The sequence below is a fragment of the Pantoea sp. Lij88 genome (assembly GCF_030062155.1).
Lineage (GTDB): Bacteria > Pseudomonadota > Gammaproteobacteria > Enterobacterales > Enterobacteriaceae > Pantoea.
Map to the genome: position 1 here is coordinate 2,666,715 of NZ_CP118269.1, position 18,842 is coordinate 2,685,556.

Here is an 18,842-nt window from a genome sequence, read left to right on the forward strand (position 1 = left end):
GTATATTATGACCGAACTTAATGCAAAACTGGCTTCAGCATGGGAAGGATTTGCTGAAGGCGAATGGCAGAATAGCGTCAATGTGCGCGACTTCATTCAGAAAAACTACACCCCTTATGAAGGTGATGAGTCGTTCCTGGCGGGCGCAACTGAAGCGACCACTAAACTGTGGGAAAGCGTGCTGGAAGGCATCAAAATTGAAAACCGCACCCACGCGCCAGTCGACTTCGACACCGATCTCGCCTCAACCATCACCTCCCACGACGCGGGCTACATCATCAAGCCGCTGGAAAAAATCGTAGGTCTGCAGACTGAAGCCCCATTAAAACGCGCGCTGATTCCTTTTGGCGGCATCAAAATGGTCGAAGGGTCATGCAAAGTGTATGGCCGTGAACTCGATCCTTCACTGAAAAAAATCTTCACCGAATACCGTAAAACCCATAATCAGGGTGTGTTCGACGTTTACACCCCGGACATCATGCGCTGCCGTAAATCAGGTATCCTGACCGGTTTGCCAGATGCCTATGGCCGCGGTCGCATCATCGGTGACTATCGTCGCGTGGCGCTTTACGGCATCGATTTCCTGATGGCGGATAAATTCTCTCAGTTCGCGTCTCTGCAGAACGATTTAGAGAATGGCGTGAATCTGGAAGCGACCATTCGTCTGCGTGAAGAGATCTCTGACCAGCATCGTGCGCTGGCGCAGATTAAAGAGATGGCTGCAAAATATGGCCACGACATTTCCGGCCCGGCCACCAATGCCGTTGAAGCCGTACAGTGGACTTACTATGGCTACCTGGCTGCCGTTAAATCACAAAACGGTGCTGCAATGTCCTTTGGCCGCGTCTCAACCTTCCTGGATGTTTACATCGAGCGTGACCTTAAAGCCGGTAAACTGACTGAAGAACAGGCACAGGAACTGATTGACCATCTGGTCATGAAACTGCGTATGGTTCGCTTCCTTCGTACCCCTGAATATGATGAGCTGTTCTCAGGTGACCCAATCTGGGCAACGGAATCACTGGCAGGTATGGGCGTTGATGGCCGTACTCTGGTTTCAAAAAGTACTTTCCGCTTCCTGAATACCCTCTACACCATGGGTCCTTCACCTGAGCCGAACATGACCATTCTGTGGTCAGAAAAACTGCCGATTAATTTCAAAAAATATGCCGCTAAAGTCTCTATCGATACCTCATCTCTGCAGTATGAGAACGATGACCTGATGCGTCCTGATTTCGACAATGATGACTACGCCATCGCCTGCTGTGTCAGCCCGATGATTGTCGGTAAACAAATGCAGTTCTTTGGCGCACGTGCCAACCTGGCGAAAACCCTGCTCTACGCAATTAACGGCGGCGTGGATGAAAAACTGAAAATGCAGGTAGGACCGAAAGGCGACAAAATCAGTGACGCCGTGCTGGACTTCGACACCGTCATGGAGCGTATGGATCACTTCATGGACTGGCTGGCAAAACAGTATGTGACTTCGCTGAACATCATTCACTACATGCATGATAAATACAGCTACGAAGCGGCGCTGATGGCCTTACATGACCGTGATGTCTATCGCACCATGGCGTGTGGTATCGCCGGTCTCTCCGTTGCTGCGGATTCACTGTCTGCGATTAAATATGCCAAAGTGAAACCGATTCGTGATGAAGATGGCCTGGCGATCGACTTCGATATCGAAGGTGAATATCCACAGTTCGGTAACAACGACTCCCGCGTTGATGACCTGGCCTGCGATCTGGTTGAACGCTTCATGAAGAAAATTCAGCAGCTGACCACTTATCGTAATGCCGTGCCGACTCAGTCTGTTCTGACCATCACCTCAAACGTGGTATATGGTAAGAAAACCGGTAATACACCGGATGGACGTCGCGCAGGTGCACCGTTTGGACCAGGTGCTAACCCGATGCATGGTCGTGACCAGAAAGGTGCGGTAGCTTCACTGACTTCCGTAGCCAAACTGCCGTTTGCCTATGCGAAAGATGGTATCTCCTATACCTTCTCAATCGTGCCAAACGCGCTGGGTAAAGATGATAACGTGCGTAAAACCAACCTTGCCGGTCTGATGGATGGTTACTTCCATCATGAAGCCAGCATTGAAGGCGGTCAGCACCTTAACGTTAACGTCATGAACCGTGAAATGCTGCTGGACGCGATGGAGCATCCAGAGAAGTATCCGCAGCTGACCATCCGCGTTTCCGGTTATGCTGTGCGCTTTAACTCCCTGACTAAAGAGCAGCAGCAGGATGTGATTACCCGTACCTTCACACAGTCCCTGTAATCACGGTTAAACCCGATAAAAAAGGCTCCTCGCGGAGCCTTTTCCTTAAAAGTCTGTTCTGGTGGTCATCTCTGTCAGGGTTCCCACCAGAATCGATTTCCTGCCCTGAGCGCAACAGAGATTGCGCCGTCTGTCCCGGCAGACTCACTGGAGAAAACATCGCAATGTCAGTTAACGGTCGTATCCACTCATTTGAATCCTGCGGCACCGTCGATGGTCCCGGCATCCGTTTCATCACCTTCTTCCAGGGCTGCCTGATGCGCTGCCTTTACTGTCACAACCGCGACACCTGGGATACTCACGGCGGCAAAGAGATCAGCGTCGACGCACTGATGGCGGATGTGCTCTCCTATCGCCATTTTATGAATGCCTCTGGTGGCGGCGTCACCGCGTCAGGCGGTGAAGCGATTCTCCAGGCTGAATTTGTGCGCGACTGGTTCCGCGCCTGCAGGGCAGAAGGCATTCATACCTGTCTCGACACCAACGGCTTCGTACGCCGCTATGATCCGGTGATCGATGAACTGCTCGACGTGACTGACTTAGTGATGCTCGACCTGAAACAGATGAATGACGATGTGCATCAGATTCTGGTGGGGGTCTCTAATCACCGTACGCTGGACTTTGCCCGTTATCTGCAGAAAAAAGGCAAGAGAACCTGGATCCGTTTCGTCGTCGTACCCGGTTATTCCGACGACGATGATACTGCTCATCGCCTGGGTGAATTCACGCGTGACATGGAGAACGTTGAGAAGATTGAATTGCTGCCCTATCACGAACTGGGTAAGCATAAATGGATTGCGATGGGTGAAGAGTACAAGCTGGATGGCGTAAAACCGCCCAGCAAAGAGACGATGGAGCGCGTGAAAAACATTCTCGCCAGCTATGGCCATGAAGTGATGTACTAGAGAACCGGCCATAAAAAAGGGAGCTTAACGCTCCCTTTTTGCTGCTCAGCGATCAGGCATGTGCCACTGGTGTAGCCTGATGATTCGCTTTGCGCAGCAGCATCACCAGATAAACCAGCGCCACAGCCGCGATCATCACGAACAACAGTTGGTCAGAGTAATTCTGCATCAGAACAGAGGTCATTGCCGGTCCAGCCAGACTGCCTACGGTATAACTCATCAGCAGCGCCTGATTCATCGCAACCAGTTCATGGTGTGAAACCGTTTCACACGCCCAGGACATCGCCACCGGATAGAGTGTGAAGCCCGCCAGTCCCAGAACAAACAGCGCCGGAGCCATCGCGGCATTGGTTAACATGGCCATGGCACCCAGGATAACCACAAAGACCTGAACCCGCAGCACCAGCATGCGACCAAAACGATCGGCCAGACGGCCAACGGGCCACTGCCCAACAATGCCTGCGCTGACCAGCAACGCCATCCAGTAGCCGACGCTGGCATCACTCATTCCCTGATGTGACAGGTACAGTGGCATCAGGCCATAAAGCGAGCCCAGAAGGATGCCAGAGATGATGCAGCCATTGATACCCAGGCGTGAGCTGCGGCGACGCAGCATCGGCCAGATGCGGGCCGGCGCGGCTTCGGTCGCTTCACCGTTGCTGGAGACGCGGGTAAAGACCAGCGGCAGCACGGCGCAGAAGACCAGCGACGTCACCCACGGAATCACGCTGAGTAATTCCGTAGAGAGTTTGCTGACCAGTAACTGGCCGGTCACGGTGCCAATGTAATAGACAACCATGTAGGCCGCCAGCAGCTGTCCCCGATTACGTACCGTTCCGCTGCACAGTAGTGCGCTCTCAACCACCACCCACATCAGCGCACAGCCAACACCGGCGATGAAGCGCATTGAACTCCATGCCCAGAAGCCTGACATCATCGCCAGGCACAGGGTTGCGACGGCAAACATCACGGTCGCCAGGTAGTAGCTACGGTTGAAGCCATACTGCCGGATTAACCAGCCAGCCAGCAGCGTGCCTGCCAGATTACCGGTGTAATAAGAGGAGCTTACGATTCCTACCTGCCAGGTTGTCAGTAAGTCATGCGTCAGCCACAGTGGAACAAGCGTATTCAGCACGGCAATTGCGACAGTCATTAACATCAGGCCGCAAAGCAGCAATATCACGGGGCGTGACCAGGTAGACATAGGGGATAGAAACCAGAGCAAAATGAAGGAAATTGCGCGCAGTTTGCCACTGGCTTTTTTAAAGTCAATGGGCGCAATTTGACGGCAGCACATTTTGCTGTCCGACAATTTAATTTACTAATCTTCAGTGGGTTACAGCCGTGTCAGGCGGCAGACGACGAAATGCTATCTCTATGAAAAATTAGGTTTTTAAGTATTCCAGTCCATCTGATATCGATAACGTTTATTTGTGATTAAAACTGAACGTATGGACTCTCTTTTTTCATATGAGAGGCATAAAAAAACCCGGCCATGGCCGGGTTCACAGATTCAGAATCGCTTAGCCGATAATTTCTACGCCATTCATGTATGGACGTAAAACTTCAGGCACGGTAATGCGACCATCTTCCTGCTGATAGTTTTCCAGCACCGCCACCAGAGTACGGCCTACAGCCAGACCCGAGCCATTCAGGGTATGAACCAGACGCGGTTTCTTATCCTGTTTGTTGCGGCAACGCGCCTGCATACGACGCGCCTGGAAATCACCCATGTTGGAACAGGATGAGATCTCGCGGTACGTATTCTGCGCCGGTAACCAGACTTCCAGATCGTAGGTTTTGGTCGCTCCAAAGCCCATATCGCCGGTACAGAGTAAAACCTTACGATATGGCAGGTTCAGCAGCTGCAGGACTTTTTCAGCGTGACCGGTCAGCTCTTCCAGCGCATCCATTGACTGTTCCGGAGTAACAATCTGCACCATCTCAACTTTGTCGAACTGATGCATACGGATCAGACCGCGCGTGTCACGACCGTAAGAACCCGCTTCAGAACGGAAGCACGGCGTATGCGCAGTCAGTTTGACCGGCAGCGTATCCTCTTCAAGGATCTCGTCACGCACCAGGTTGGTCAGCGGCACTTCCGCGGTAGGAATCAGTGCATAGTTGCTGCTGTCTGACTCCTCTTCCAGCGGACGGGTGTGGAACAGGTCTTCGCCAAACTTAGGCAGCTGTCCGGTACCGTAAAGCGTTTCGTGGTTAACCAGATAAGGCACATAGGTTTCAAGGTAGCCATGCTGCTCAGTGTGCAGGTCAATCATAAACTGACTCAGTGCACGGTGCAGGCGGGCAATCTGCCCCTGCATGACCACAAAGCGCGAACCGGTCAGTTTCACGGCAGCCGCAAAATCCAGGCCTTTCGCCGCTTCACCCAGCTCAACGTGATCTTTAACCTGGAAACTGAACTCGCGCGGCGTACCCCAGCGGCTCACTTCCTGGTTTTCGCTGTCATCTTTACCCAGCGGCACTTCGTCTGCCGGAATGTTTGGCAGTGCCAGCGCGAAGTCACGGATTTGATTCTGCAGTTCATCCAGTTCTGCTTTTGCGGCATCCAGGCGTTCGCCCAGCGCGTTCACTTCCTGACGCAGCGGCTCGATGTCTTCCCCACGTGCTTTGGCCTGACCGATGGATTTGGATCGGGAGTTACGCTCTGCCTGCAGATTTTCTGTTTCTACCTGCAGTACTTTGCGACGCTCTTCAAGCGAACGCAGCGTTTCCACATCCAGTTTATATCCCCGGCGTGCCAGTTTTTCTGCGACTGCGTCTGGCTCGTTACGCAGCAGATTGGGATCGAGCATGCTTATCCTGTGTATAAAAAGTTGGTTGAAAGAAGGGACGCATTCCTGCGGAATGCGTTGAAAACATTGCCCACATTACCGTAACGTCTGTTTCAGCGGTAGCGTTTTGTCGGGCTATTTTGATCCTGCTCAGCGAGCCAGCTTAGCTTTTCACCAATCTTACCCTCAAGCCCGCGCTGGGTTGGGATGTAATAGCGCGCGCTGGCCAGTTCCTGCGGAAAATAGACTTCCCCGGCGGCGTAGGCGTTGGTTTCGTCATGGGCATAACGGTACTCTTTGCCCAGCCCCATCTCTTTCATCAGTTTAGTTGGCGCGTTGCGCAGATGTTCCGGCACATCGTAATCGGGATTATCGCGCGCATCACGCATCGCCGCTTTAAAGGCGTTATAAACCGCGTTACTTTTTGGCGCGCAGGCGAGATAAACAATCGCCTGAGCGATGGCGCGCTCCCCTTCTGCCGGACCCACGCGCGTGAAGCAATCCCAGGCCGCAATCGCCACCTGCATACCGCGCGGGTCGGCATTGCCGACATCTTCAGAGGCAATGGCCAGCAACCGGCGTGCCACATAAAGCGGGTCGCCGCCTGCGGTGATGATGCGCGCATACCAGTAGAGCGCCGCATCAGGGGCGGAGCCGCGGACTGATTTGTGCAGAGCCGAAATCAGATCGTAAAAACGGTCACCCTTGTTATCAAAACGCGCGGACCGCTCACCCGAGACTTCGTTAAGCAACTGCGGCGTCAGTTCACGCTGACCCGAGGCGGTGATTTCGGCCATATCCGCCATCATCTCCAGCGTATTCAGTGCCCGGCGTGCATCACCATTAACCAGTTCAGCAATCATCCTGCGGGTGTTATCCGGCAGCACGATGTCACTGTCGCCATAGCCCCGCGCGTTATCCTGCATCGCCTGATCCAGCACCTGCTCAATATCCTCGGTGGTCAGTGATTTCAGCAGGTAAACGCGGGCGCGTGACAGCAATGCGGAGTTGAGTTCAAAAGAGGGGTTTTCGGTGGTCGCACCAATAAAGGTGATGGTGCCATCTTCAATATGCGGCAGAAAAGCATCCTGCTGGCTTTTGTTGAATCGATGGACCTCGTCCACAAACAGGATGGTACGCCGCCCGGCATGCTTATTCTGTCGGGCGCGCTCAATTGCTTCACGGATCTCTTTGACGCCGGAGGTCACTGCCGAAATACGCTCCACGTCGGCATTGCCATAGTGTGCGATGATCTCTGCCAGCGTGGTTTTGCCGGTCCCGGGCGGTCCCCACAGGATCATTGAATGCAGGTGCCCTGCTTCAATCGCGCGCGGCAGAGGTTTGCCCGCGCCCAGCAGATGCTGCTGACCAATGTACTGTTTCAATGTTTCTGGCCGCATACGCGCGGCCAGTGGTTTGAAATTTTCGGTGGAAAAATCCAGGGACAGGTTACTCACCGTGACCTCACTGACGTTGGTCGTCCACCGTCACGCCTTTAGGCGGTGTGAACGTAAATTTGTCCGGGCTGATGGCGCCGTTCTGCTGGCTTTTCAGCTGGTAATCGCTGCGCTGACCATCCTGCTCAATCGCGCTGAAGCGGTTAATGGTGCCGCTGGACGTCACCTGGATGGTGAACTGTTTCAGGTTGCCGTCGCTGTTTTTGGGTGTCAGTTCAAAATTGTCACCCTGCTGTTTGATGTTGTACTGCTTCCAGTCGTTTGATTGGTTGCGGGCAATCAGCATAAACGGCGTGTTGCTGGTCGCATTCTGCAGCCGGCTTACGGTTGCCTGCTCAACAAACGGATTGTAGAACCACAGCGACTTACCATCGGAGATGATGATGCTTTCGTCCGGTGCCGTCATGTGCCAGTTAAACAGGCTGGGACGTTTTACCCACAGTTCGCCTTCGCCATCCTGCACATTCGCACCGCTGCTGTCGGTCACTTTTTGGGTGAAGCTGGCGTGGAAGCTGCTGACCTTGTTCAGGCGCTGTTGCAGATCACTGGAAGCATCAGCCAATACGCTGGCTGAAGAAAAGGTGGCCAACAGGCCCAGAGCGATTACGCGTAATTTCATCTGCTTCAATTCCTTATTTAAACGTTCCCATCGATAACTGCATTAAGCCTGGTCGCCGTTCCGCCATCAGAACAGAGGAAAAAACCGAAAGCTGATTCAGATATGGGGTTTAACCGCATAAAAACAATGAGCCAGTCGGAACTGGCTCATTGAGTAGTGTTTCAAAACATTTAACCGCTACATATCGTGAGGCGGCGGCGACAGCACTTCACGGTTACCATTGTGGCCGGGTGCAGAAACGATGCCCTGCGCCTCCATCTGCTCAATGATACGTGCCGCCCGGTTATAACCGATGCGGAACTGACGCTGAACGCCGGAAATCGACGCACGACGTTTATCGACCACGAAGCCAACGGCCTGATCAAACAGCGGATCGAGCTCTTCATCGCTGTCGATGCCACCGGCGCTTTCGCTCTCTTCACCTGCCGTAATGCTGTCGATATATTGCGGACGGCCACGTGCTTTCCAGTCCTGAACCACAGCATGCACTTCCTGATCACGAACAAACGCACCGTGAACACGAATCGGCAGCGACGAGTTTGGCGGCATGTAGAGCATGTCACCCATACCCAGCAGTGACTCCGCGCCGCCCTGATCGAGAATGGTACGTGAGTCAATTTTGCTCGAAACGGTAAAGGCGATACGTGTCGGGATGTTCGCTTTGATCAGGCCGGTGATGACATCCACAGAAGGACGCTGAGTTGCCAGCACCAGATGGATGCCTGCGGCACGGGCTTTCTGTGCCAGGCGCGCAATCAGCTCTTCAACCTTTTTACCCACTGCCATGATCAGGTCAGCAAATTCATCGACCATCACAACGATGTAAGGCAGTTTTTCCAGAACCGGCGGCGTCATATCCATGCTGTCGCCCGGTTTCCAGAACGGATCAGGAATCGGACGACCCATCGCTTCGGCCTGTTCCACTTTTTCGTTGTAACCTGCAAGGTTACGCACGCCCAGCGCCGACATCAGCTTGTAGCGACGCTCCATTTCACCGACGCTCCAGCGCAGCGCATTCGCCGCATCTTTCATGTCGGTGACGACTTCGGTCAGCAGGTGCGGAATGCCTTCATAGACCGACAGCTCCAGCATTTTCGGATCGATCATGATAAAGCGAACTTCTTCCGGCGTCGCTTTGTAGAGCATGCTGATAATCATGGCGTTTACGCCCACAGATTTACCGGAACCGGTGGTACCGGCAACCAGTAAGTGCGGCATTTTCGCCAGATCGGCCACGACCGGCTGACCGGCAATGTCTTTACCCAGCACCACGGCCAGCGGAGACGGGTTGTCGCGGAATTTAGGGCAATCCAGCACTTCACGCAGATAGACGGTCTGACGATGTTTGTTCGGCAGTTCCAGACCCACGTAAGGCTTGCCAGGAATGACTTCCACCACACGCACTGCGACCGTCGAGAGTGAACGCGCTAAATCGCGCGACAGGTTCGAAATACGCGCTGCTTTCACGCCTGGTGCCAGGTCCAGTTCGAAACGGGTGATAACCGGGCCAGGCGAGATGCCAACCACTTCAGCTTTGACGCGATAATCACCTAAGCGTGATTCGACCAGGCGGGCAGTCTGCTCAAGCGAGAACATATCAACCGGTTCTTCCTCGACAGGTGGAGCGGTCAGCAGATCCAGCGAAGGCAGTGGCGTGGAGGGTTTCTCCAGCGGCTGCTCATGACGCATCAGGAACGGATGAATCAGGCTGTCATGCAGTGAAGGTTTCGCCTCTTCAACCGGCTGAACCGGCGCCGCAGCTGGCGCGCCATAAGCAGGCGAAGAATAAGCCGGAGCCTGTGGTGCCGCTGGTGTGCTATAAGCGGGCGCTGCAGGCGCAGCATACACCGGCTCTGCAGGTTCTGAAGGCACACTATAGACAGGCTCTGTCGGGGCAAAGCTGGCAGGCGCAGGAACCTGAGCGGCTGCCTGAGGTCTTGAAACCTCACTCACCTGCTGCCACGGTTCGTGTGAAACCGCCGGGGCGTCCGGTTCTGGCGTCGCAGCAATGGTAAATAACGGTTCAGAAGGACCGTCATCCACCAGATCTTTCATCGGTGAAAAATCAAACGCTGAGGCAGTATCGATATTGAATACCGGCTCTTTTTTTACTTCTGGCTCATAGCGCTGCTGTTGCTGCTCGGCGAACTGACGCGCCAGTGCATCCTGCTGCTGCGCATCCTGCTCATCTTCCTCATCCTGCTGCCAGCTGGTGCCATAACGCTGCTGCTGTTCAGACTCGAAAGCCTGACGCAGTTCAGCCTGCTGCAGCGCCTCTTCAGCATCCGGTGCTGTAGAAACTGCTCCGGTCGGGGCTGTTTCGCTCTCTCCCGTTTTCGCTTTCTCTTCAGCCATGCGCTGAGAAGGCAACTTAATGCCATAAGAGGCGAGTTCACGACGGGTAGGCAGTTTTACCGGATTCGGACGCGGCAGCGCCGGTCCGATACCCTGCTTAACCTGTGGATTGAGATTGGTTTCAGGAGCTAAGTCGAAAACAGGTGCAGTACGCGTCGTTGCCGTTGCGGCTGTTGCAGCAGCAGCGGCGGTCGCAGCGGCTGGAGCCGCAGGGATCGCTGATGCGTCACGCCAGTTACCCATTTTAGGTTCGTCATCGTCGTAAGCACTGAACGAGGGCGCAGCCGGGGCTTCGTCCGGCATTTCAAAGTGATAAAGCGGTGGTGCGGCCGCAGGCGCTGGAGCACTCTGCGCCGGAGTCGGAGCAGTTGTTGCACCATAGGATGGAGGCGCGCTCGGTGCAGCTGCTGGTTGTGCTGGCGATGCTGGCGCAACTGGAGCAGATGCCGTATACGCCGCAGCAGCCGGTGCTGCAACAGCGGCAGGCGCAGGCGTTTCAGAAGCAGCGGGTGCAAGAGTCACCTCTGCAGCTTCCGCCGTCGCCGCTACCGCAGCACTGGTTGCTGCCGCCGCTTTAGCCAGCAACGGATCCGGCTGTGACGCTGCAGCGGCTGCACGTGGCGCAGAAAGCAGCACATCATCATCCTGATCCGCAGCATGGAGTTGAGGGACATCCACGTATTCATGCGCGTCCTGCTCGTCATCCTCTTCCTGCCAGGGTTCATCGTGACGCGAACGGTTGCTGGCAAACGTCAGCACGCCCATCACCACGCCACCGATTCTTTCTGCAATGGTGAGCCATGACCAGCCGGTATAAAGGGTAATGCCCGCCGCCCATACGCAGAGCAGCATCAGCGTACCACCAGCCGGACTGAACCAGGGGGCAATCGCGTTACTCACCAGGCTGCCAATCACGCCGCCCGAGGCAAAATACCAGATATCATCGGCGTTCAGCGCCGCCATACCACAGGTCGTCACCACCAGCGCAAGGACGCCAATTAAGCGCAGCCCGACGGCAAAGTAGTCAAAATAGTCCTGGCTATCGCGCTGACGGAAAGCAATCCAGCACAGACCCAGGATGACAGGAGGAATGGCGTACGCCATCACACCAAAAATGAAGAGTAAGGTGTCAGCCAGCCAGGCACCGACGCTGCCGCCGATATTATGGATAGGTTCATGCCAGGCCGTTTGCGACCAGCTCGGGTCGGAAGGGTTAAAACTGACCAGTGAAACCATCAGGTAGATGGCAAACAGCGCCACCAGAATAAGCAACGCTTCCAGCAGACGACGTCCACTGCTCAGCGATTGTAACGAAACGTCTTTATCTTCTGTATATTCCTGGCTCAAGAGGACTCTCCAGGTGCCTGTAAAGTAAGAAGCAACAGCGTCGGGCAAGCCCGACGCTGATCCTGTATGAATTCACAGGAGTGTACCGAAATCTCACAGGTTTTGCACCTGCCCCGCATCAGCGAGTTTTGATCACCAGTCGATTGCTCTGTTTGACCTCTTCCATCACCACATAAGTTCGCGTGTCGTTTACGCCCGGCAGGCGCAACAGGGTTTCACCCAGTAGCTTACGGTAGGCAGACATATCAGGTACGCGCGTTTTCAGCAGGTAGTCGAAATCGCCGGAAACGAGGTGACACTCTTGAGTTTCCTCAAGTTTTTGCACAGCGGCGTTAAATTGCTCAAACACATCCGGCGCACCACGATTCAGAGTAATCTCAACGAATACCAGCAGAGACGCATCCAGATAGTGCGGGTTTAACTGCGCGGTGTAGCCAAGAATAAATCCCTGACGTTCGAGACGACGCACGCGCTCAAGACATGGCGTAGGTGATAAGCCCACGCGTTTGGAAAGCTCTACGTTTGAAATGCGACCATCTTTCTGAAGTTCATTCAGAATGTTCCTGTCAATTCTGTCGAGGTCTTTCCCGGGGCGTTTCTTATTGTCTACCATTATTATTGTCTCTCTTAATTCCTTCCCTTTACCTGCCACGCCCTGAAAACGCTCATTGTTCGGGGCATTTTTGAAGTGAGCTAACAGAGCCTGTGTTCTGATTCCTATCGATATGACGCATGTTGTCTGTCCACATCATGCGTCATTATCCATATCAGGCTGCTTTTATTCGGCGTTAAGTGCAAAACAGGCGAGGAAAACCTGTTTTGTTCCGATAAATGTTATTCGCTTCTGATAATGTTTTCGCAAAAGCGCAGGCGATTGTCAAAGTAAAATCACCAAATTCAGGACAAGATGCCAGACAGACCGCTGGGTATCTGTTTTTAAATGAGTATTTTTCCACTTTTGCACCCGTTCAGCCCGAGTTTTGCCCCCTTTTGGCGCATTGGCCAGGCAAAAACGCCGCTCATCGTCTACGCCGTTTGCAGCTATCGTTAACAAAATTGGCTAAGCCTTGTCATTGTCGCCGGATATTCCCTACAATCGCAGGTTATGTCAGCCGAATGAAACTGAGGAACGCATGAGTACGGCCAAACACAGTAAGTTACTCATTCTGGGCTCCGGCCCAGCGGGTTATACCGCAGCCGTTTATGCTGCACGCGCCAACCTGAACCCGGTGCTGATCACCGGTCTGGAAAAAGGCGGACAGCTGACCACCACGACTGAAGTGGAAAACTGGCCGGGCGACCCGCACGATCTGACAGGTCCATCGCTGATGGAGCGCATGCACGAGCATGCCGAAAAATTTAATACTGAGATCATTTTCGATCACATCCACACCGTGGATCTGCAGAACCGTCCGTTCACCCTCACTGGTGACAGCGGCGTCTACACGGCAGATGCGTTGATCATTGCCACCGGTGCGTCAGCGCGTTACCTGGGTCTGCCCTCTGAAGAGGCGTTCAAAGGCAAAGGCGTTTCCGCCTGCGCAACCTGTGACGGCTTCTTCTATCGCAACCAGAAAGTCGCGGTGATTGGCGGCGGCAACACGGCCGTCGAAGAAGCACTCTACCTGGCTAACATTGCAGCTGAAGTGCACCTGATTCACCGTCGTGACAGCTTCCGTGCAGAGAAGATTCTGATTGACCGCCTGATGGAAAAAGTGCGCAACGGCAATATCGTGCTGCACACCCATCGCACGCTGGAAGAAGTGGTAGGCGATCAGATGGGCGTGACCGGTCTGACGCTGCGTTCTACCCAGAACGATGAGACAGAAGCGCTGGAAGTCGCAGGTCTGTTTGTCGCTATCGGACACAGCCCGAACACGGCCATCTTTGACGGTCAGCTGGCGCTGGAGAACGGTTACATCAAAGTTCAGTCAGGTCTGCATGGCAATGCGACTCAGACCAGCATCCCTGGCGTCTTTGCGGCAGGCGATGTGATGGACCATATCTATCGTCAGGCGATCACTTCTGCGGGCACCGGCTGCATGGCCGCGTTAGACGCTGAGCGTTTTCTTGACGGGCTGGTTAAAAACGATCAGTAAGTTGTTAACCCTCTGATCTCAAATGTTCTAGGCGACGGTTTTTCCGTCGCCTTTTTTATTGCTCTCATGCTAGATTCTTGCGCCTGAAGAGATGGAAATGTCTTTCCATTTTCCCCCGTCATCGACATCTATCATGGTCACGCATGGAAAAATCGCGGCAGCAGCATCTTACCCGCTGGCTTCGTCAGCAACGTCGTTTCGCCGGTCGCTGGTTGCGGCTTAACACGCTGCTGGGCATGGCGAGTGCCCTGCTGATCATTGCCCAGTCGGGTTTACTGGCCTCGCTGCTGCAGGCGCTGATCATTGACCAGCAGCCGCGTGAAACCCTGACGGTCAGCATCCTCCTGTTACTGCTCTGCTTTGTGCTCCGTGCCCTGATTAACTATGCCCGTGAACTGACCGGCTATCGTGCCGGGCAGGCTATCCGTCAGGCTTTACGTCAGCAGGTCTTAGATCGGTTATCTGCGCTGGGTCCGGCGTGGATTCAGGGAAAGCCAGCCGGAAGCTGGGCAACCCTGCTGCTGGAGCAGATCGAAGAGATGCAGGAATACTACGCCCGCTATCTGCCGCAGATGACCCTGGCGGTGCTGATCCCCTGCTGCATTCTGCTGACTATTTTCCCGCTGAACTGGACGGCAGGTCTGATCCTGCTTGCCACCGCGCCGTTGATACCGCTGTTTATGGCGCTGGTCGGAATGGGTGCGGCCGAGGCCAACCGCCGTAACTTCCTGGTGCTGGCCCGCCTGAGCGGTAACTTTCTTGACCGTCTGCGCGGCAGAGAGACGCTGCGGCTGTTTCATCGTGGTGAAGCAGAGCAGCAGGCCGTCGCCGCTACCACCACCGATTTTCGCCAGCGCACAATGGAAGTGCTGCGCTTAGCCTTTCTTTCCTCCGCCGTACTGGAGTTTTTTGCCTCGTTAGCCATTGCCGTGGTCGCCGTCTATTTTGGTTTCTCCTATCTGGGGGAATTGCATTTCGGTGCTTACGGCCAGAGCGTGACGCTGTTTGCCGGGTTCCTGGTGCTGATCCTCGCCCCGGAGTTTTTCCAGCCGCTGCGCGATCTCGGCGCGTTCTATCACGCCAAAGCTCAGGCGGTGGGCGGAGCCGATGCGCTTGAAGCCTTTATGCAGGCGACGCCCGACGCTGCAACGCAGGAAGGCCAGCTGTCTTTCACTGCCGATTGCGCCATCGCACTTGTCGCCGATGAGCTGTGCGTCTGCGCCCCCGATGGCCAGGTGCTGTGCGGCCCGCTCACCTTTACCATCGCCGCGGGTGAGCAGATTGCGCTGGTCGGTCAAAGCGGGGCCGGTAAAACGGCCCTGATGAATGCCCTGCTCGGTTTTCTGCCTTATCAGGGCTCGCTGATGGCGAATGGCGTTGAACTGCGTGATATACGGCGAAGTGACTGGCATCAGCAGCTGAGCTGGTCAGGACAGAACCCGCAGTTACCGGCCGCCACTTTGCGCGACAACATCCTGATGAATGCCCCCTGGGACGGCGAACGCTTTGCGGCGCTGCTGGAATCGTGTGGCATTAACGAATTTCTGCCGCGTCTGCCCCTGGGTATTGAGACCCAGCCTGGCGATGGCGGTAATCAGCTGTCGATAGGTCAGGCGCAGCGAATCGCGGTCGCACGCGCACTTTATAAATCCTCACATTTTTTGCTGCTCGATGAACCGGCAGCCAGTCTGGATGCACTCAGCGAACATCATGTGATGCTGGCGCTTAACGAGGCAGCAGCCCGGCAGACCACACTGATGATTACCCATCAGATTGATACGCTCAGTCGCTGGCAGACGCTCTGGGTGATGGACGCGGGTAAGCTGGTGCAACAGGGTAACTGGCAGCAGCTGTCGCAACAGCCGGGTGCTTTTAGTGAGATGCTGAAGCACCGTCAACAGGAGATCCGCTGATGTCCGCGTTACGTCCTTTTCTTCGTCTCTGGCTACGTCACCCGTTTCGTCTGGCGTTGGGCATCGTGCTGGCGATCGTTACGCTGCTGGCCAGCATCGGCCTGCTGACGCTCTCTGGCTGGTTCCTGGCCGCCTCGTCGGTGGCCGGTGTCGCCGGTCTCTATACCTTCAACTATATGCTGCCTGCGGCAGGCGTTCGTGGCGCAGCCATTATTCGCACCGCCGCACGCTACGCTGAACGGCTGGTCAGCCACGATGCGACGTTCAGGGTGCTTCAGCATCTGCGCGTCCACACCTTCAGCCGCCTGATGGCCCTTTCGCCGGGCCAGCTTTCGCGGTTCCGGCAGGCGGATCTGCTTAATCGCTTTGTGGCTGATGTTGATACGCTGGATCACCTCTATCTGCGCGTTATCTCGCCGCTGCTGGGCGCGTTTGTGGTTATTGTCGTGGTCACTGTCGGGATGAGTTTCATTGATGTACCGCTGGCACTGACGCTGGGCGGCATCATGCTGTGTACACTGGCCCTGATGCCCGCGCTGTTTTATCGTCTGGGATCACCCGCCGGCGTCGCCATTGCACGGGGCCGTGCCCGCTGGCGCTTGCAGCTGATGCAGTGGCTGGCGGCTCAGGCCGAACTGACTTTGTATGGTGCATCGCAGAGCTGGCGTCATCAACTTGATCAGGATGAGGAGCGCTGGCAGCAGGCGCAGAGTCAGCAACAGCGTTTGCAGGCCGCCGCCCAAAGTCTGCTCCTGCTGACCAGCGGCGTTACGGTCACACTTCTGCTCTGGCTCAGTGCTGCCACTCTCAGCGAACAGCATCTACCCGGCTCGCTCATAGCGCTGGTGGTGTTTTGCGCCCTGGCCGCCTTCGAGGCGCTGGCACCGGTAGCCGGGGCCTTCCTGCCCATGTCGCAGGTGATAAACGCCGCTCAGCGGGTCAATGACATTATCGATCAGTCACCCGCGATCACCTTCCCGCCACATTCAGATGCCCGGCCTGGCCCTCTGGCGGTCGATATCGACCAGCTCGATTTCAGCTATCCCGATCGGCCGGATAAGGTGCTGAACCGCTGCACGCTTAAGGTGGCAGCCGGTGAACACATTGCCTTGCTGGGACCGACCGGATGCGGAAAGTCAACGCTGCTGGCGCTGTTAACCCGTGGCCGGGAGAGTCAGCACGGCGTGATTAATCTTAATGACCTGCCGATTACAGCCTGGTCTGAGCCAGCATTACGCCAGCGCATCAGCGTTGTGACTCAGCGCGTTCACCTCTTCAGCCAGAGCCTGCGCGATAACTTACTGCTGGCCTGCCCCGGTGCCAGCGATGAGCAGTTGACCCGCGCACTGAACGACGTTGGCCTGCAGCGTTTGCTTGAAAACCAGGAAGGATTAAACGCCTGGATGGGAGAAGGCGGTCGCCCGCTGTCAGGCGGCGAACTGCGTCGGCTGGCGCTGGCACGTGCATTACTGCATGACGGCGATCTCTGGCTGCTGGATGAACCCACCGAAGGGCTCGATGCCACCACCGAGCAGCACATTCTTGCCCTGCTGCAGCGGCTGACCGCCGGAAAGACGATGATCATGGTCACCCATCGTCTCAGCGGTCTGGAGCAGATGGATCGCATCTGCGTGATGGATAATGGTGCCATTGTTGAACAGGGTAGCCATGCGGAATTAATCTCAAAAGCGGGTCGCTACTGGCGTTTCCGGCAGCGTATTGCGTTATAGTCTTAGCGAAATGCTGCTGGGTAACATAACGCAATGAGACTGGTACAACTGTCACGGGAATCTCTGCAATTTCCCCCACCTGAAATGGCGCTGCGCGAGCCAAACGGCCTGCTGGCGATGGGCGGGGATCTCTCCCCTGCCCGATTGCTTAACGCCTATCAGCGCGGCATCTTTCCGTGGTTTTCGCCTGGCGATCCGATTCTCTGGTGGTCACCCGATCCCCGTGCCGTTCTGTTACCCGAGCAGTTTCATCTCAGCCGCAGCATGAAGCGTTTCCATAGCCGCTCGCCCTATCGGGTGACGATGAACGAATCGTTTGATGAGGTGATCGAGGGCTGCGCCACCGGTCGCGAGGAAGGTACATGGATCACCTTTGAAATGAAGCGCGCCTGGTTGCGATTGTATGAAATGGGCCACGCCCACTCCATTGAGGTGTGGGATGAGCATCAGCTGGTGGGTGGGATGTACGGGCTGGCGATGGGACAAATCTTCTGCGGCGAATCGATGTTCAGCCGTCAGCAGAATGCGTCTAAAACCGCACTTTGGGTGTTCTGCCAGCATTTCATCCGTCATCAGGGGCGTCTGGTGGATTGTCAGGTACTTAACCCGCATACCGCCTCTTTAGGTGCGCAGGAAATCCCGCGCGCGGACTATCTGCAATATGTACAAAGCCTTGCGAGCCAGCCGGTCAGCGATGGCTGCTGGCAGACACAAACGCTTTTTTAGCCGCACAGAGATGTTTTGCACACACAAAGGCGCATAAGTGGTATAATAGTCGAGTTTGGTATGTCGTCCGCGCTTCGCAATAACGAGCCGGAATTGCCAGGCTGGGAATCTCAACGCACTCTCGGAACTGTTTTCAATCGTGCGCGTGTAACCGGTTGATACAGATTCTTAGCCCGCTAATCCCCCGCAGACGTCACCATAAACACCCTAATTTTACCGGATGCGCGCAACTGACGTGCACCCCGGCAAAGCGTTGGCAAAATCGCCGACGGTTCTTTACATAAATCGTTGAATTGGGCATTATCTTGCCGGTTCAACTGAAAGGTAGTACACCCAGAGGATTCGATGGCCAAAGAAGACAATATTGAAATGCAAGGTACCGTACTGGATACGTTACCTAACACCATGTTCCGCGTAGAACTTGAGAACGGACACGTGGTTACTGCTCACATCTCCGGTAAAATGCGCAAAAACTACATCCGCATCCTGACGGGTGATAAAGTGACCGTTGAGCTGACCCCGTACGACCTGAGCAAAGGCCGCATTGTCTTCCGTAGTCGCTAATTTGCAGTAATCTCATCGCTCTGCATTTTTGAAGCGAAAAAA

At 55.1% G+C, this 18,842-nt stretch carries 13 protein-coding genes; 7 read left to right on the plus strand and 6 right to left on the minus strand.

The genetic code is table 11. The features are described 5' to 3' along the window. Positions 1 to 7 precede the first annotated feature (7 nt). Together pflB and pflA are read left to right on the plus strand one after the other, a co-directional pair. Complete coding sequence (pflB, locus tag PU624_RS16290; protein WP_179896225.1) at positions 8 to 2,290, plus strand: formate C-acetyltransferase; 2,283 nt, start codon at positions 8 to 10, stop codon at positions 2,288 to 2,290. A gap of 164 nt (positions 2,291 to 2,454) precedes the next feature. Next, entirely contained in the window at positions 2,455 to 3,195 is a 741-nt protein-coding gene (gene pflA / locus PU624_RS16295) for a pyruvate formate lyase 1-activating protein (protein WP_283545814.1), read from the plus strand. Positions 3,196 to 3,247: 52 nt separating this feature from the next. Here the strand turns inward: pflA and PU624_RS16300 are convergent, their stop codons facing one another. From PU624_RS16300 to lrp, 6 genes are all read right to left on the minus strand, one after another. Further along, a complete protein-coding gene (locus PU624_RS16300; RefSeq protein WP_283545815.1) occupies positions 3,248 to 4,399 on the minus strand; it encodes an MFS transporter in 1,152 nt (383 codons plus the stop codon). A gap of 319 nt (positions 4,400 to 4,718) precedes the next feature. Next, positions 4,719 to 6,011, minus strand: a complete 1,293-nt coding sequence (gene serS, locus PU624_RS16305; RefSeq protein ID WP_283545816.1) for a serine--tRNA ligase — start codon at positions 6,009 to 6,011, stop codon at positions 4,719 to 4,721. A gap of 92 nt (positions 6,012 to 6,103) precedes the next feature. Further along, the gene (locus PU624_RS16310; protein ID WP_283545817.1) at positions 6,104 to 7,447 is read right to left on the minus strand and encodes a replication-associated recombination protein A; all 1,344 of its coding nucleotides are present in this window, start codon (positions 7,445 to 7,447) and stop codon (positions 6,104 to 6,106) included. A 7-nt stretch (positions 7,448 to 7,454) separates the two neighbouring features. Then, a complete protein-coding gene (lolA, locus tag PU624_RS16315) occupies positions 7,455 to 8,066 on the minus strand; it encodes an outer membrane lipoprotein periplasmic chaperone LolA (protein ID WP_283545818.1) in 612 nt (203 codons plus the stop codon). A 177-nt stretch (positions 8,067 to 8,243) separates the two neighbouring features. Further along, positions 8,244 to 11,768, minus strand: coding sequence for a DNA translocase FtsK 4TM domain-containing protein (locus tag PU624_RS16320; protein WP_283545819.1), 3,525 nt, complete (start codon positions 11,766 to 11,768; stop codon positions 8,244 to 8,246). A 118-nt stretch (positions 11,769 to 11,886) separates the two neighbouring features. After that, on the minus strand, positions 11,887 to 12,381 hold the full coding sequence (gene lrp / locus PU624_RS16325) for a leucine-responsive transcriptional regulator Lrp (RefSeq protein WP_006118610.1): 495 nt from the start codon (positions 12,379 to 12,381) through the stop codon (positions 11,887 to 11,889). Positions 12,382 to 12,901: 520 nt separating this feature from the next. On the opposite strand from lrp, the gene trxB reads away from it, so the two are divergent. The 5 genes from trxB (at position 12,902) to infA (ending at position 18,800) form a co-directional block, all read left to right on the plus strand. After that, entirely contained in the window at positions 12,902 to 13,867 is a 966-nt protein-coding gene (trxB, locus tag PU624_RS16330) for a thioredoxin-disulfide reductase (RefSeq protein WP_283545820.1), read from the plus strand. 143 nt (positions 13,868 to 14,010) lie between these two features. Beyond that, a complete protein-coding gene (cydD, locus tag PU624_RS16335) occupies positions 14,011 to 15,780 on the plus strand; it encodes a heme ABC transporter permease/ATP-binding protein CydD (protein WP_283545821.1) in 1,770 nt (589 codons plus the stop codon). Next, positions 15,780 to 17,510 carry a heme ABC transporter ATP-binding protein/permease CydC gene (gene cydC, locus PU624_RS16340; RefSeq protein ID WP_283545822.1) on the plus strand — a complete coding sequence of 577 codons (1,731 nt, stop codon included), beginning with the start codon at positions 15,780 to 15,782 and terminating at the stop codon, positions 17,508 to 17,510. The genes cydD and cydC overlap by 1 nt, the downstream gene beginning before the upstream one ends. 33 nt (positions 17,511 to 17,543) lie before the next feature. Continuing rightward, positions 17,544 to 18,236, plus strand: coding sequence for a leucyl/phenylalanyl-tRNA--protein transferase (aat, locus tag PU624_RS16345; RefSeq protein ID WP_283545823.1), 693 nt, complete (start codon positions 17,544 to 17,546; stop codon positions 18,234 to 18,236). Between the two features lie 345 nt (positions 18,237 to 18,581). After that, positions 18,582 to 18,800, plus strand: coding sequence for a translation initiation factor IF-1 (gene infA, locus PU624_RS16350; RefSeq protein WP_002211347.1), 219 nt, complete (start codon positions 18,582 to 18,584; stop codon positions 18,798 to 18,800). The last annotated feature ends 42 nt before the right edge of the window (positions 18,801 to 18,842 follow it).

Coding starts and splice junctions, on each gene's coding strand:
- pflB (WP_179896225.1), top strand. CDS start 8: ATGACCGAACTTAATGCAAAACTGGCTTCAGCATGGGAAGGATTTGCT.
- pflA (WP_283545814.1), top strand. CDS start 2,455: ATGTCAGTTAACGGTCGTATCCACTCATTTGAATCCTGCGGCACCGTC.
- PU624_RS16300 (WP_283545815.1), bottom strand. CDS start 4,399: ATGTCTACCTGGTCACGCCCCGTGATATTGCTGCTTTGCGGCCTGATG.
- serS (WP_283545816.1), bottom strand. CDS start 6,011: ATGCTCGATCCCAATCTGCTGCGTAACGAGCCAGACGCAGTCGCAGAA.
- lolA (WP_283545818.1), bottom strand. CDS start 8,066: ATGAAATTACGCGTAATCGCTCTGGGCCTGTTGGCCACCTTTTCTTCA.
- lrp (WP_006118610.1), bottom strand. CDS start 12,381: ATGGTAGACAATAAGAAACGCCCCGGGAAAGACCTCGACAGAATTGAC.
- trxB (WP_283545820.1), top strand. CDS start 12,902: ATGAGTACGGCCAAACACAGTAAGTTACTCATTCTGGGCTCCGGCCCA.
- cydD (WP_283545821.1), top strand. CDS start 14,011: ATGGAAAAATCGCGGCAGCAGCATCTTACCCGCTGGCTTCGTCAGCAA.
- cydC (WP_283545822.1), top strand. CDS start 15,780: ATGTCCGCGTTACGTCCTTTTCTTCGTCTCTGGCTACGTCACCCGTTT.
- aat (WP_283545823.1), top strand. CDS start 17,544: ATGAGACTGGTACAACTGTCACGGGAATCTCTGCAATTTCCCCCACCT.
- infA (WP_002211347.1), top strand. CDS start 18,582: ATGGCCAAAGAAGACAATATTGAAATGCAAGGTACCGTACTGGATACG.